The sequence below is a fragment of the Streptomyces fuscichromogenes genome (assembly GCF_014645815.1).
GTDB lineage: Bacteria > Actinomycetota > Actinomycetes > Streptomycetales > Streptomycetaceae > Streptomyces > Streptomyces fuscichromogenes.
Genome location: NZ_BMML01000019.1, coordinates 167,917 through 182,511, shown reverse-complemented (window position 1 = coordinate 182,511; position 14,595 = coordinate 167,917). Strand labels below are relative to the sequence as shown.

12 protein-coding genes and 1 pseudogene are annotated in these 14,595 nt (G+C 73.0%); 11 read left to right on the top strand and 2 right to left on the bottom strand.

The genetic code is table 11. The features are described from left to right. The first annotated feature begins 4 nt into the window (after nt 1-4). From IEZ11_RS34250 to IEZ11_RS34205, 10 genes are all read left to right on the top strand, one after another. Nucleotides 5-2,572 carry an ABC transporter permease gene (locus tag IEZ11_RS34250; protein WP_189266844.1) on the top strand — a complete coding sequence of 856 codons (2,568 nt, stop codon included), beginning with the start codon at nt 5-7 and terminating at the stop codon, nt 2,570-2,572. Nucleotides 2,573-2,601: 29 nt separating this feature from the next. Continuing rightward, complete coding sequence (locus tag IEZ11_RS34245; protein ID WP_308426547.1) at nt 2,602-2,856, top strand: LLM class oxidoreductase; 255 nt, start codon at nt 2,602-2,604, stop codon at nt 2,854-2,856. Nucleotides 2,857-2,900: 44 nt separating this feature from the next. Beyond that, nucleotides 2,901-3,335 carry a GNAT family N-acetyltransferase gene (locus IEZ11_RS34240; protein ID WP_189266843.1) on the top strand — a complete coding sequence of 145 codons (435 nt, stop codon included), beginning with the start codon at nt 2,901-2,903 and terminating at the stop codon, nt 3,333-3,335. 152 nt (nt 3,336-3,487) lie between these two features. Beyond that, nucleotides 3,488-4,822, top strand: a complete 1,335-nt coding sequence (locus IEZ11_RS34235) for a hemolysin family protein (RefSeq protein ID WP_189266842.1) — start codon at nt 3,488-3,490, stop codon at nt 4,820-4,822. Then, nucleotides 4,819-5,832 carry a hemolysin family protein gene (locus IEZ11_RS34230; protein ID WP_189266841.1) on the top strand — a complete coding sequence of 338 codons (1,014 nt, stop codon included), beginning with the start codon at nt 4,819-4,821 and terminating at the stop codon, nt 5,830-5,832. The genes IEZ11_RS34235 and IEZ11_RS34230 overlap by 4 nt, the downstream gene beginning before the upstream one ends. 119 nt (nt 5,833-5,951) lie before the next feature. Next, nucleotides 5,952-6,734: an SGNH/GDSL hydrolase family protein gene (locus tag IEZ11_RS34225; protein WP_189266840.1), complete on the top strand. Its 783-nt coding sequence runs from the start codon at nt 5,952-5,954 to the stop codon at nt 6,732-6,734. Nucleotides 6,735-6,744: 10 nt separating this feature from the next. Further along, nucleotides 6,745-7,089, top strand: coding sequence for a DUF4326 domain-containing protein (locus IEZ11_RS34220; protein WP_189266839.1), 345 nt, complete (start codon nt 6,745-6,747; stop codon nt 7,087-7,089). 989 nt (nt 7,090-8,078) lie between these two features. Beyond that, the gene (gene purB / locus IEZ11_RS34215; RefSeq protein ID WP_189266838.1) at nt 8,079-9,524 is read left to right on the top strand and encodes an adenylosuccinate lyase; all 1,446 of its coding nucleotides are present in this window, start codon (nt 8,079-8,081) and stop codon (nt 9,522-9,524) included. Next, nucleotides 9,521-10,081 (top strand): G/U mismatch-specific DNA glycosylase, encoded by a 561-nt coding sequence (gene mug / locus IEZ11_RS34210; protein ID WP_189266886.1) that lies wholly within the window; start codon nt 9,521-9,523, stop codon nt 10,079-10,081. Before purB ends, mug begins: the two co-directional genes overlap by 4 nt. Nucleotides 10,082-10,404: 323 nt before the next feature. Beyond that, the gene (locus tag IEZ11_RS34205) at nt 10,405-11,562 is read left to right on the top strand and encodes an ROK family transcriptional regulator (RefSeq protein ID WP_189266837.1); all 1,158 of its coding nucleotides are present in this window, start codon (nt 10,405-10,407) and stop codon (nt 11,560-11,562) included. 107 nt (nt 11,563-11,669) lie between these two features. Here the strand turns inward: IEZ11_RS34205 and IEZ11_RS34200 are convergent, their stop codons facing one another. Beyond that, a complete protein-coding gene (locus IEZ11_RS34200) occupies nt 11,670-12,431 on the bottom strand; it encodes a GntR family transcriptional regulator (protein WP_189266836.1) in 762 nt (253 codons plus the stop codon). Between the two features lie 305 nt (nt 12,432-12,736). Here IEZ11_RS34200 and IEZ11_RS34195 point away from each other — a divergent pair, with 305 nt between their 5' ends. After that, nucleotides 12,737-13,567 carry an alpha/beta fold hydrolase gene (locus IEZ11_RS34195; protein WP_189266835.1) on the top strand — a complete coding sequence of 277 codons (831 nt, stop codon included), beginning with the start codon at nt 12,737-12,739 and terminating at the stop codon, nt 13,565-13,567. Nucleotides 13,568-13,810: 243 nt separating this feature from the next. Here IEZ11_RS34195 and IEZ11_RS34190 read toward each other — a convergent pair. Then, nucleotides 13,811-14,584, bottom strand: a pseudogene (locus IEZ11_RS34190) (EamA family transporter); the annotation flags it as partial. Nucleotides 14,585-14,595: the final 11 nt, after the last annotated feature.

Sequence of the window (14,595 nt, the reverse complement as noted above, 5' to 3'; positions counted from 1 at the left end):
CCCGGTGCTCAAGGCGACCCTGCGCAGTTTCCTCGCGCACAAGGGACGGCTGATGCTGTCCGCGCTGGCCATCGTGCTGTCCGTGGCGTTCGTCGCGGGCAGCCTGATCTTCTCCGACACCGTCACCCGCACCTTCGACCGGCTGTTCGCGTCCACCTCCGCCGACGTGACGGTGGATCCGAAGCAGGACCTCAAGTCGTCGGTGCCGACAGGCGCCGTGCAGACCGTGCCGGCCGCGCTGGCGGGCCAGGTGGCGAAGGTCGCCGGGGTCGCGGGCACCCACGCGGACGTCTCCGTGCAGAACATCGTGGTGGTGGACGGCCACAACAAGTCGGTGGGCCCGACCACCGGCGCCCCGACCATCGCCACCGACTGGTACCTCACCCACCGCAGCCCCGTGAAGCTCACCTCGGGGCACGCCCCGCAGGGCGCCGGACAGGCCCTCCTGGACGCGGACACCGCCGACAAGAAGCACGTCCGGATCGGCGACACGCTGACCGTGCAGGCCCAGCCCGGCACCTTCCGGGTGGAGATCGTCGGCATCGCCACCTTCACCACCACCAACCCCGGCGCGGCCCTGGTCTTCCTCGACCCGGCGGTGGCCGCGAAGGAGCTGCTGGGCTCCCCCGGCCGGGCCACCAGCATCTCGGTGGACGCGGCGCAGGGGGTGACCGACGCCGTGCTCAAGGGCCGTATCGGCGCCGCGATCGGGACCGGGACGTACGACCTGAAGACCGCCGACGAGCAGGCGAAGTCGTCGGCCGCGGACCTCGGCGGCTTCCTGGACGTCATCAAGTACGTGATGCTGGGATTCGCCGGGATCGCCACCCTGGTGGGCGTCTTCCTCATCGTCAACACCTTCTCCATGCTGATCGCCCAGCGCACCCGGGAACTGGGGCTGCTGCGCGCCCTGGGCGCCGACCGGCGCCAGGTACGTCGGTCCGTGCTCACCGAGGCGGTGCTGCTGGGGCTGGTCGGCTCGACGCTCGGGCTTGGTGCCGGAATCGGGCTGGCGCTCGGGCTGATCAAGCTGATGACCGCGTTCGGCATGAACCTCAAGACCACCGAGATGGTCATCGGCTGGGGTACGCCGGTCGCCGCGTACGTCGTGGGCGTCGGCGTCACCTTCGTCGCCGCGTATCTGCCCGCCCGGCGCGCGGCGACCGTGTCGCCCATGGCGGCGCTCGCGGACGCCGAGATCGCCGGGATCGGCAAGCCGCTCAGGACGCGGGCGATCGTGGGCGGGATCGTCGGGGCGCTCGGGGCGGCGGCCCTCGCGGGCTGTGCCACGGCCTCGAAGACCGCCTCCGCCGCCTCGCTGCTAGGCCTCGGGGTCGTCCTGACCCTGATCGCGACCGTCATCGCCGGACCGCTGCTGGTCCGCCCCGTGATCCGGGTCCTCGGCGGGGCCTTCCCCGCCCTCTTCGGCCCGGTCGGCCGGATGAGCCAGCGCAACGCCCTGCGCAACCCGCGCCGTACCGGCGCCACCGCCGCCGCGCTCATGGTGGGGCTCGCCCTGGTCGGCGGGATGTCGGTGGCCAGCGCCTCCATGTCCAAGTCCTTCGACCAGCAGATCGACAGGACGCTGGGCGCCGACTTCATCGTCCAGAACAGCAACTTCCTGCCGTTCACCGGGGAGATCACCGACAAGGTGCGCGGCACCGCGGGCGTGGGGCTCGTGGTGCGGCAGCGGTTCACGCCGGTGGCGGTACGGCTGCCGGACGGCAAGCGGGTCACCACCACCGCCGCCGGGTACGACTCCCAGGTCGACCAGGTCGCCCATGTCGCCTACAAGGGCGGCGACACCGCGGCCGCGCTGGCGCCCGGCAGCCTCGGTATGAACGTCACCTTCGCCGAGGACCACAAGGTGCGCCTCGGCAGTGTGCTTGCGGTCGAGTTCCCGGGCGGGAAGCGGGCCGAGATGAAGGTGGGCGCCCTCTCCGACCAGGACAGCGGCAGCGGATTCGGCACCCAGGGCGGACTGTTCTTCGGCATCGCCACCGTGCAGAAGTACGTCCCCGGCGGCCAGGACTCGTCGCTGTACGTCAACCGGGCCCCGGGCACCACCGCCGACCAGCTGCGCTCTCGGCTGGAGCGGACGCTGGCGCCGTACCCGCAGGTGCAGGTCCGCGACCAGGCCGACTACAAGAAGCTGGTGCACGACCAGATCGCCGTGCTGCTCTACCTCGTGTACGCGCTGCTCGGCCTGGCGATCGTGATCGCGGTGCTCGGGGTGGTCAACACCCTCGCCCTGTCGGTCGTGGAGCGCACCCGGGAGATCGGGCTGCTGCGCGCGATCGGACTGGCCCGGCGGCAGCTGCGCCGGATGATCAGGCTGGAGTCGGTGGTGATCGCGGTGTTCGGCGCCGTACTGGGGCTGGCGCTCGGCCTGGTGTGGGGCGTGTGCACCCAGCAGGTGCTGGCGCTCCAGGGCCTGAAGGCCCTCGCCGTGCCGTGGGGCACGATCATCGCGGTGGTGATCGGCTCGGCGGTCGTGGGCATCGTGGCCGCGCTGCTGCCGGCCCTGCGTGCCTCGCGCATGAACGTGCTGGCGGCCATCGCGCACGAGTGACTCACGTCATCGGCAGCCGAGGAGAGTTCATGCCGCGCCCGTTCCGTTTCGGGGTCAATCTGCTCGCCGACGACCCGTCGTCCGCGCTCGGCCCGCTGCTGGAACGACGACCCGAGCTGACCCTGGACCGGGCCCTCGCCCTGCCGATCGTCGTCGTCGGCACGCTCGCGGAGGTCGTCGCACGGGTGCGGGGGCTGCGCGAGCGGTACGGGTTCTCGTACCTGACCGTGCTGGAGCCGTCCATGGAGGCGTTCGCCCCGGTGGTCGAGGCCCTGTCCGCATAGTGGAATCAGCAGGTGGGCAGGGGCGGTTGTGATGGGATCGCCGCATGACCGAGCTGCGTATCCGGGCCGCCGTGCCCGATGATCTGGACACCGTTCTCGCCTTCTGGAAGACCGCGGCCGAGGGCACCAGCATCAGCGACGACCGTGGCGGGACGGACCGCCTCCTCGCCACCGACCCCGAGGCCCTGCTCCTCGCCGAACTGGACGGTGAGCTCGTCGGCACGGTGATCGCGGGCTTCGACGGCTGGCGCTGCCATCTGTACCGGCTGGCCGTGCATCCCGAGCGGCGCCGCCGGGGCATCGGGGCGGCCCTGCTGACGGCCGCCGACGAGCGGTTCGTACGGCTCGGCGGGCGGCGCGCGGACGCGATGGTGCTGGAGCGCAACGAGACCGCGCACCATGCCTGGCGGGCCGCGGGGTACCAGGCCCAGGAGCAGTGGCGGCGGTGGGTGAAGCCACTGACGGACGGCGGCCACTGAGGCAACTTTGCTCATCCTTTACCATTGGGGAAACGTCGTTCCCGATGAAAGGTGTGTGAGCGTCCCGCCATGGGCGAGCCTCCCAGTCCTGTCCGCCGCCGACACCGCGCGGTCCTGTCCACCCTGCCCGATCATGGGACGGAGGTGACCCGATGACCGAAGTGCTCCTTCTGCTGGTGGCGATCCTGCTGTCGCTCGCCTGCGGTGCCTTCGTCGCGGCCGAGTTCTCGCTGACCACGGTCGAGCGCGGCGAGCTGGAGCGGGCCGCGGAGCGCGGCGAGCGCGGAGCGGCGGGGGCCCTCAAGGCCGTACGGAACCTGACGTTCCAGCTCTCGGGGGCGCAGCTCGGCATCACGGTCACCAACCTGGTGGTCGGCATGCTCGCCGAGCCCTCGGTCGCCAAGCTGCTGGCCGGTCCGCTGGAGGCGCTGGGCATCGGGCCGTCGGCGGCGAGCTCGCTCGCACTGGTGATCGGAACCGGGCTGTCCACGGTGTTCCTGATGGTCGTCGGCGAGCTGGTGCCCAAGAACTGGGCGATCTCCGCGCCGCTGGCCGTGGCCAAGCGGGTGGGCAACGCCCAGCGCTGGTTCAGCGCGGCCTTCCGGCCGTTCATCACGCATCTCAACAACACCGCGAACCGGCTGGTACGGCGCCTGGGCATCGAGCCCGCCGAGGAGCTGGCCTCCGCACGCGGGCCCCAGGAGCTGGCCGCGCTGGCCCGGCACTCCGCCAGACAGGGCGCGCTGGAGCCGGACACCGCCGAGCTGTTCGTGCGCACGCTCAACCTCGCCGACCTCACGGCCGAGAACGTGATGACCCCGCGCGTCCAGGTCGTCGCCCTGGAGGCCCGGGCGACCTGCGAGGACGTGGCGAACGCGACCCGCGCGACCGGCCTGTCCCGGTTCCCGGTCTACCGGGAGAGCCTGGACTCGGTCGTCGGCACCGCCCACATCAAGGACATCGTGGCCATGCCCGTCGAGGAGCGGGCCCGGGTCCGGGTGGCCCAGGTGATGCGCGAGCCCCTGCTGGTCCCCGAGTCCCTGACCGTCGACCGCCTCCTGGACCGGCTCGGCGGCCGGCGCACCATGGCCGTCGTCATCGACGAGTACGGCGGTACGGCCGGGGTCGCCACCCTGGAGGACATCGTCGAGGAGGTGGTCGGCGAGGTCCGCGACGAACACGACCCGCACGAGACGCCCGACCTCGCCCCGGCCGGCGCCGACGCGACGGGCCGCGCGCTCTACTCGGCGGACGGCGCGGCCCGCATGGACCAGCTCGCGCGCGTGGGCCTGCGGCCGCCCGAAGGGCCGTACGAGACGCTGGCCGGGCTGGTCGCGGCCGAGTTGGGCCGGATACCGGAGACCGGGGACGGCGTCGAGGTCGCCGGCTGGCGGCTGGACGTGGTCGACGCCTCGGGGCGGCGGGCGGCCCGGGTGCTGCTGCACGCGCCGCTGGACGACGAGACGGAGCAGGAGGGGCAGCGGTGACCGCCGTACAGTTGCTGATCGGTTTCGCGACGCTGGTCGTGAACGCGTTCTTCGTGGGCGCCGAGTTCGCGTTGATCTCGGTGCGCCGCTCCCAGATCGAACCGCACGCCGAGGCAGGCGACCGGCGGGCCAGGAGCGTGCTGTGGGGGCTGGAGCACGTGTCCGCGCTGCTGGCCGCCGCCCAGCTCGGCATCACGCTGTGCACGCTGGTGCTGGGCGTGGTCGCGGAGCCGGCGATCGCGCATCTCCTGGAGCCGGTGTTCCACGCGGTCGGCGTGCCCACCGGCGTCGGCCACGCCGTGTCCTTCGTGATCGCGCTGTCCCTCGCGACCTATCTGCACATGCTGCTGGGCGAGATGGTGCCGAAGAACGTGGCACTGGCCGAGCCGGTGCGCAGCGCGCTGCTCCTCGGGCCTCCCCTGGTCGCGCTGTCGCGGGCGCTGCGCCCGGTGATCTTCACGATCAACGCCTTCGCCAACGGCCTGCTGAGGATGCTCCGGGTGGAGACCAAGGACGAGGTCTCGGCGACCTTCACGGACACCCAGCTCGCCGAGATCGTCAAGGACGCCGGCGAGGCGGGCCTGATCGACGACCGGGCGCAGGAGCGGCTGCACGACGCCCTGGAGCTGGGCCGCCGGCCGGTGCGGGACGTGGTGGTGCCGCTGGAACGCGTCGTCTACGCGCGCGTGGGCGTCACTCCGGAGGAGCTGGAGCGGCTGTCCGCGGAGTCGGGCTTCTCCCGCTTCCCGGTGGTGGACGAGGGGCGCCGGATCGTCGGCTATCTGCACGTCAAGGACGCGCTGGACGCCTCGCCCCGGGACGAGGCGTTCCGGCTGCGGGACATGCGGCCGATCGCCCGGGTGCGGGAGACCACACCGCTGGACGACGTGCTCACGGCAATGCGCGGCAGCCGCACCCACCTGGCGGGCCTGCTCGGCGACGACGGACGGCTGGCGGGGCTGGTGACCATGGAGGACGTGCTGCGGGAGCTGTTCGGGCAGCACGCGTAGCCCTCGGCGGAGGGGGTGACCGCGGCGTCGCGCCCGCGGAGGGAGTGACCAAGGCATCGCGCCCGCGGAGGGAGTGACCGACTGGCGGGTATGCGCCCCGGGATACCATCTCTGTCGCCATGCAGAAGAACCCGGTGCCTCCCGCACACTCCAGCCTGGTCGCGATCGGCGACTCCTTCACCGAGGGCATGTCGGACCTCACGGCCGACGGCTCCTACCGCGGCTGGGCCGATGTCCTCGCCACCCGGATGGCCGCCCGTACCCCCGGCTTCCGCTACGCCAACCTCGCGGTGCGCGGCAAGCTGATCGGGCAGATCGTCGAGGAGCAGGTGGACGTGGCGGTCGCGATGCGGCCCGACGTGATCACGCTGGTCGGCGGCCTCAACGACACGCTGCGCCCCAAGTGCGACATGGTCCGGGTCCGGGACCTGCTGACCGAGGCGGTGGAGCGGCTGGCGCCGGCCTGCGAGCAGCTGGTGCTGATGCGCAGCCCCGGCCGCCAGGGCCCGGTCCTGGAGCGGTTCCGCCCCCGCATGGAGGAGCTGTTCGCCGTGGTCGACGAGCTGGCCGAGCGGCACGGTGCCCTCGTCGTCGACCTGTACGGGGCGCCCTCGCTGGCCGACCCCCGGATGTGGGACGTGGACCGGCTGCACCTGACAGCCGAGGGGCACCGCAGGGTGGCCGAGGCGGTCTGGCAGACCCTCGGCCACGAGCCCGAGGACCCCGAGTGGCGCACGCCGATCCCGGCCACGGCGCCGCCGGGCTGGGTCGCGCGCCGGGTCGCGGACGCCCGCTTCACCAGGCAGTACCTCCTGCCGTGGATAGGCCGCCGCCTCACCGGCCGCTCCTCCGGCGACGGCCGCGAGCCGAAGCGCCCCGAACTGCTGCCGTACGAGGCGTAGGACCGCTCGCATGCCCACCCGGGTGATCAACGTCAGGGGCCGGATCCACGAGTTCGGCCCCCGGCTGGAACACGCCCCCGCGGATGTCGTCTACGTGGGCCGCCGCTGGACGATGGGCGGCTGGGACCTGCCCCGCCACCCGCTGTACAACCCCTTCGCCTACGACACCGCGAAGAAGAAGCGGGACGGCACCCGGGCCGAGGTGATGTCGATGTACCGGGCGTACCTGCTGGAACGGCCCGAGCTGCTGGAGCCGGCGGCGGAGCTGCGCGGGAGGACGCTGGCCTGCTGGTGCGCCCCGGAGCTGTGCCACGCGCACGTGCTCGCGGAACTGGCCGACGTTCGGGAGCGGTGACGTGGCTCTCGTACGTTCAGCGGCGGACCGGTCGGCGGACGGTGTCGAGGATCTCGGCGGCCTGGTGGGCGGCGAGGTGGCCTGGGCGGATGTCAACCGGGCGGACTGGTCTGAGCGGACCGCTTCATTGCGTTGATGATGAGTGCGATGCCGCCGCACAGGCCTCCCAGTGCGCCGATGACTCCAGCTGACGCGGTGATGATCTGTGCGGCGTTGCTGGGTGACGGGTTCGTGGGCGGGGTCGGGATCCCTGTCGCTGACGGAGAGTCGGGAACCGCGGTCTGGGTTTCCGAGCCTGAGCCGCCTCCGCCTCCGCCGCCCCAGCCGCCAGGTGTGGACTGGCCGGCCTGAGGTGCGGTGGCACTCGTCGGGGGCCCGGTAGAAGGGGGTGGCGATCCTGTCGCGGAGCCGCCGTTCGCAGCCACCCAGAGGAGCAGACTGCCGAGTACGAGGGCGGCGGCGGAGATGATCGCAAACAGCCACGTCCACCGCTTGCTTGATCGTGGTGCAGCCATCGCAAGTCCCTAGCTGATCACGCTTGTGGTAGCCGGTGATCTCAGTCTCCGAGGTTCCGACCGCCGCCGCTCGTCGAGCTGTTCCCGGGGCGTCAGGCGGGGCCCCGAAACCCGAAACGTCGCACCTCAGGGCCGATATCCAGGGCGAAACCGGCTTCGGGTCGAGGTGAAAACCGCGGGCTTGACCCGAAACCGGCCCGGTGGGTCCCCGGCTTGCACCGGTCCGGCCTGAGCGGGCGATGGGCCTCGACGACCCGGGGCGGACGCCCACGGCCGACAGGTCCGGCGCTGCCGTAGGTGCGGCAGCCATGTGTCCACGAGCCGCCGCCTGCCGAATGCCGACGGCGGCAGGGCCGTCTCACAGCCATCCCGCGGACTCGCCGGAGAGCGCAGGTCGCAGTGCACCCGACCTGCGCTCTCCGGACTGTATGGCTGTCCCGGACCCCTCGTGGACGCCAGGTAAACTCCGTACACGTGACTTCAGCCGCGCCCGCCAAGCCCCGCATCCCGAACGTCCTCGCCGGACGCTACGCCTCCGCCGAGCTCGCCACGCTCTGGTCGCCCGAGCAGAAGGTGAAGCTGGAGCGGCAGCTCTGGCTCGCCGTGCTGCGGGCCCAGAAGGACCTCGGGATCGAGGTGCCGGACGCGGCGATCGCCGACTACGAGCGGGTCCTCGACACCGTGGACCTGGCCTCCATCGCCGAGCGCGAGAAGGTCACCCGGCACGATGTGAAGGCGCGGATCGAGGAGTTCAACGACCTCGCCGGGCACGAGCACGTGCACAAGGGCATGACCTCCCGGGACCTGACGGAGAACGTCGAGCAGCTCCAGATCCGGCTCTCGCTGGAGCTGGTGCGCGACCGTGCGGTGGCCGTGCTGGCACGGCTGGGCAAGCTGGCCGGCGAGTACGCCGAGCTGGTCATGGCCGGCCGTTCCCACAACGTGGCCGCGCAGGCCACCACCCTCGGCAAGCGCTTCGCGACCGCCGCCGACGAGCTGCTGGTCGCCCACGGCAGGGTCGAGGAACTGCTCGGGCGCTACCCGCTGCGCGGCATCAAGGGCCCGGTCGGCACCGCCCAGGACATGCTGGACCTGCTGGGCGGGGACGCGGCGAAGCTGGCCGAGCTGGAGGACCGGATCGCCGGGCACCTCGGTTTCTCGCAGGCGTTCACCTCGGTCGGCCAGGTCTACCCGCGCTCGCTGGACTACGAGGTCGTGACCGCGCTCGTACAGCTGGCCGCCGCCCCCTCCTCCCTCGCCAGGACGATCCGCCTGATGGCCGGGCACGAGCTGGTGACCGAGGGCTTCAAGCCGGGTCAGGTCGGTTCCTCCGCGATGCCGCACAAGATGAACACGCGGTCCTGCGAGCGCGTCAACGGCCTGATGGTGATCCTGCGCGGCTACGCCTCGATGACCGGCGAGCTGGCCGGCGACCAGTGGAACGAGGGCGACGTGTCCTGCTCGGTGGTGCGCCGGGTGGCCCTGCCGGACGCGTTCTTCGCCCTCGACGGCCTGCTGGAGACGTTCCTGACGGTCCTCGACGAGTTCGGTGCCTTCCCGGCGGTCATCGCCCGCGAGCTGGACCGCTACCTCCCGTTCCTCGCCACCACCAAGGTGCTGATGGGCGCGGTGCGCGCGGGTGTCGGCCGTGAGATCGCCCATGAGGCCATCAAGGAGAACGCCGTCGCCACCGCGCTCGCGATGCGTGAGCAGGGCGCCGAGCGCAACGACCTGCTCGACAAGCTCGCCGCCGACGAGCGGCTGCCGCTGGACCGTGAGCGGCTGGCGGCGCTGATGGCCGACCGGCTGTCCTTCACGGGCGCGGCCGCCGCCCAGGTCGGTGTGGTCGTCGGCCGGATCGAGGAGATCGTCAAGCAGCACCCGGAGGCCGCCGGTTACACCCCCGGAGCGATCCTCTGAGCCGCTTCACGGCGGCGGAACTGGAGGCCGCCCGCGACCGTCTCGTCCCGGACGTGCTCGCGGCCGGCCTCCGCGTCCTTTTCTGCGGGATCAACCCAGGTCTGATGACGGCGGCCACCGGTCACCACTTCGCCCGTCCCGGCAACCGCTTCTGGCCGGTGCTGCACCTGTCCGGCTTCACCCCGAGGCTGTTCAAGCCCGCCGAGCAGGACGAGTTGCTCGCGTACGGGCTCGGCATCACGAACGTGGTGGCGCGGGCGACCGCGCGGGCCGACGAGCTGACCGCCGAGGAGTACGCGGAGGGCGGCCGGCTCCTGACCGCGAAGGTCGGCCGGGCCAGGCCGACCTGGCTGGCGGTGGTCGGCGTCACGGCCTACCGGGCCGCCTTCGCCGACCGCAGGGCCCAGGTGGGGCCGCAGGAACGGACCATCGGTGACACCCGGGTGTGGGTACTGCCGAACCCCAGCGGCCTGAACGCGCACTGGACGGCGGCGACGATGGCGGAGGAGTTCGGGCGGTTGCGGGAGGCGGCGGAGGGCCGGCGCGGGCGTGGCTAGCGCGGGCGTCAGCCGTCCCGACGCCTGATGCCCCATGCCCCCGGTCCCACGTTTCGTGGCACACCGGTCGGCCGCTCTGTCTCGCAGCATCTCCGCGCCGGAAAACCGGACGGCCGGTCATCGGCGCCGTTCCGGCCGGAGCCCGGGGTGACGGAGCGTACCCGGACAGTGATCGCGGCGCACGGGTCGGGGCTCGTCGCGCCCCGTGGATCACGGAGTCGGTCGCGGATCTCCGGCAGATCGGAGGCGTCCGGCACTCGCCGGGATCGGCGGCGCCGAAGTACGATCCGGCCAACGTTCAGGGCTAGCTGGGAGGACCGACGTTGGCGGGGCTGACCGGCGGTGATCCGTCTCTGTTGCGGAGGATCAATTCCGCGGTGGTGCTGCACGCGCTGCGGGCCACCGACTGTGCGACGCTCACCGAGATCACCCGGGTCACCGGGCTGTCCCGGCCGACCGTCGAGGGGGTCGTGGAGGGGCTCATCGAGGCCGGTCTGGTCGTCGAGAAGGCGGCCGAGGAGGGCGCCGCCCGGCGGCAGGGGCGGCCGGCGCGGCGGTTCCGGTTCCGGGCCGAGGCCGGGCATCTGCTGGGTCTGGAGATCGGCCCGCACCGCGTCGCCGCGCTCCTGGCCGACCTGGACGGCCGCATACTGGGGGCGCAGGCCAAGGACGTGGACGAGACGGCCGACGCGGACGAGCGGCTGGAGCGGCTGCGCACCGCCGTCGCCGAGCTGCTGCGCCGGGCCGGGGTGGCGCGCAGTTCGCTGCGGGCCGTCGGGGTCGGCACCCCCGGCATCGTCGAGGCGGACGGCCGGGTGCGGCTGGGCACCGCGCTGCCCGAGTGGACGGGGCTCCAGCTCGGCGAGCGGCTGAGCAGGTCGTTCAAGTGTCCGGTGCTGGTGGAGAACGACGCCAACGCGGCGGCCGTGGCCGAGCACTGGAAGGGCGCGGCCACCGAGTCCGACGACGTGGTGATGGTGCTGGCCGGGCTGAGTCCGGGCGCCGGTTCACTGATCGGCGGGCGGCTGCACCGGGGGTACGGCGGGGCGGCCGGGGAGATCGGCGCCCTGCATCTGCTGGGCCGGGAGGTGACCCCGGAGACACTGTTGTCCACCACCGACGAGCCGCTGCATCCGCTGGACGAGCAGGCGGTCGCCGAGGTGTTCGCGCTGGCCCGCAAAGGGGACGCGCGGGCCCGCGCGGCCGTCGACCGGTTCATCCAGCGGCTGGTCCACGACGTCGCCGCGCTGGTGCTGGCGCTGGACCCGGAGCTGGTGGTGATCGGCGGCTGGGCGGCGGGCCTGGACGGCGTCCTGGAGCCGCTCCGCCGTGAGCTGGCCCGGTACTGTCTGCGGCCGCCCCGGGTGGCGCTCTCCCTGCTCGGTGAGGCGGCGGTGGCGACGGGTGCGCTGCGGCTCGCCCTCGATCATGTGGAGGAGCAGCTGTTCGCGGTGGACGGGACGGTCACCGCCCGCCGCTGACCGGCCGGCCTGCGGCTGCCCGGCTGCCCGGCTGCCCGGCTGCCCGGCGCGAACACGTCGCGCCCCGGAGGGGATCCGGGGCGCGATCCGGTCGTCCGGCGCGGTGGCTAGGAGGCCTGCCGCTCGGGGCCGTGGTGGATCTCCACACCGCCGGTGTCGCCGAAGGTCAGCCGGCAGGTGTCCGCCCGGTAGGTGGCGACGGAGAGCGCGGCGGTGCGGCCGTCGGCGAGGAAGCGGGTGGTGACGACCAGCACCGGGGCGCCGGGGAGACGGTCGAGTTCCTTGGCGTCGTCCGCGCGGGCCGAGCCGAGCTCCACGGCACGGTCCTGGCCCTCCAGCTCCAGGTGCTGGAGCTCGCGCAGCACCGCACGCGCGCGGGACGCTCCGGACGGCGCGTCGATCGCCGTGAGCTCCGGGACCGAGGCCGCCGGGATGTAGAGCAGTTCGGCGGCGACGGGCTGGCCGTGCGAGACGCGGGAACGGCGCACGACGTGCACGGGCTCCTCCGCGCCGGTCTCCAGGGCGGTCGCGACGGCGGCGGGCGGCACCACGAGGGTGCAGTCGGCGGGCTGCCAGGCGTCGCCGGCGGCGCCCGGCCAGGCGTCCTGGTCGGTGCCGACCGCCACGCCCATGCGCGGGGGCGCGACCGTCGTACCGACACCGCGGCGGCGCTGCAGCCGGCCCTCCAGTTCGAGCTGTTCGAGGGCCTGGCGGAGGGTGGCGCGGGCCACCCCGAAGCGGGCGGCGAGGTCACGCTCGTTGGGCAGGATCTCGCCGACCGAGAACTCCGAGTCCAGTGCCTCACTGAGCACGGTCCTGAGATGCCAGTACTTCGGTTCCGGCACCGATTCCAGCTGCGTGGTCCCCACCCTGTCCTCCGCAATCGCCGTGGTCCGGCGGCATTTTAGCGCCCTTGTTTATTAAAGGTTGTTGTACTTATCTGCGACCATAGGGCGGCGCACACCCTTGGTCAAGACCAATCCTCGATCCCTTGGCCAACGGATAGAAAGCGGTGCCATCCACCGTTCACAAGGCGTTCGCGCGGGTGCGTTTTCGTGACTTGGCGGCACGCGGTCCCGCCGCGTGCGACACACCCCCACCGGGGACTACCCGCGAGTAGCAATTGCTGACAAGCTGTCTACGGCGTCCGCAGAAGCCCAGACGAGGAGCCCCCATGTCCGCCACCGTGTCCTTCGAAGTCCCGGCCGCGCCCGGACGGCAGGATGTGACCGTCTCGTACGCGCGCGTAGGCCGCGGCGAACCGCTGGTCCTCATCCACGGCATAGGGCATCACCGGCAGGCCTGGGACCCCGTGGTGGACATCCTCGCGACCGAACGGGACGTGATCGCCGTGGACCTGCCCGGCTTCGGCGCCTCCCCGGCCCTGCCGGACGGCCTCGCCTACGACCTGCCGACCACCAACGCCGTGCTCGCCGCCCTCTTCGAGGCCCTGGAGCTGGACCGGCCGCACGTGGCGGGCAACTCGCTCGGCGGGCTGCTGGCACTGGAACTGGGCCGCGAGAAACTCGTACGGTCCGTCACCGCCCTCTCCCCCGCCGGGTTCTGGTCACAGGCCGAGCGGCGCTACGCCTTCGGCGTGCTCATCGCCATGCGGCGGATCGCGGAGCGGCTGCCGCTCCCGCTGGTCGAGCGGCTCTCCCGGTCGGCCGTCGGGCGGACGGCCCTGACCAGCACCATCTACGCCCGTCCGGCGCGGCGTTCACCCGAGGCCGTGGTCGCGGAGACGCTGGCCCTCGCGCATGCCGGCGGCTTCGCCGAGACCCTGCGGGCGGGCTCCGCCGTCCAGTTCACCGATGACGTCCCCGGCATCCCGGTCACCGTGGGCTGGGGCACCCGGGACATGCTGCTGGTGCGCCGCCAGGGGGTTCGGGCCAAGCAGATCATCCCCAAGGCCCGGCTGGTCCGGCTGCCCGGCTGCGGGCACTGCCCGATGAACGACGACCCGGCGCTGGTCGCCCGCGTCATCCTGGACGGCAGCCGCTGACGGACGGCCGGGAGCCGGCGCCGTGTCCGCACCGGCCGCCCGGGACCGCACGGGGTGACGGCCGCCGACCGACGGCTCGATGCGGGGCGGGACCGGGGCGACCGGCGCCCCGCGGCCGGTACGACGGGGCCCCGGGCCGGTCGTCGACGGCCCGCTGCCGAGGCGGGGCAGGGCGCCGGAGCCCAGGGCCACCCCGGCCCCGACCAGGACGCTGCCGACGGCCTGGGCGGGACCGTAGGAGCCGGTGCCGACGAGCGGGGCGGTGCATACGGCGCTCAGCGGGACGAGGCCGGTGAAGAGGGTCGCGCGCTCCGTGCCGATCCGCTGCACGCCCATGTACCAGCACACGAACCCGACGACGGTGACGACGGCCGCCTGCCACAGCAGCGCGGCCGTCTCCGTGGCGTCGGGTCGGGGCAGCCACGCCCCGCCGTCGAGCACGGCCCCGGCCACCGCCGCCTCGGCCGCGGCGAGGGCGCACACGGTGGCGGTCAGCAGCCGTGGCCCGAGCGTCCGCAGCACCGGTCCCGCGAGCACCGCGAACCCGACCTCGCCGGCCAGGGCGCACACCGAGAAGGCGAGCCCGCGCCCGTCCGTCCGCCCCCAGCCCTGGACCGCGAAGGCACCGGCCGCGACCAGCGACGCCCCCTGGAGCACCCGGCGTCGGGGCCGTCGGCCGTCGAGGAACGGGACCAGGACCGCGACCACCACCGGGGCGCAGCCGACGAGGACGCCCGGGACCGCGGGTTCCGCGGTGCGCTCGGCGGCGAGGACCGCCAGGTTGAAACCGACCATCCCGACGGCGGCGAGCAGGGCCAGCCGCAGCCAGGCGCGCGCTCCCAGCCCGCGCAGCCGCCCTGCCGCGCCCCGCCCGACGAACGGCACGAGCAGCAGACAGGCCAGTGCGTAACGGAGGAACTGGCCGCCCGCGTACGGGTAGTGGCCCAGCACACTGTTGGCGGTGAAGGAGCCGCCGACGAGGACGTAGGCGAGCGCGGTCAGCAGGGCGCCGCGCATGGTGGTCGCGT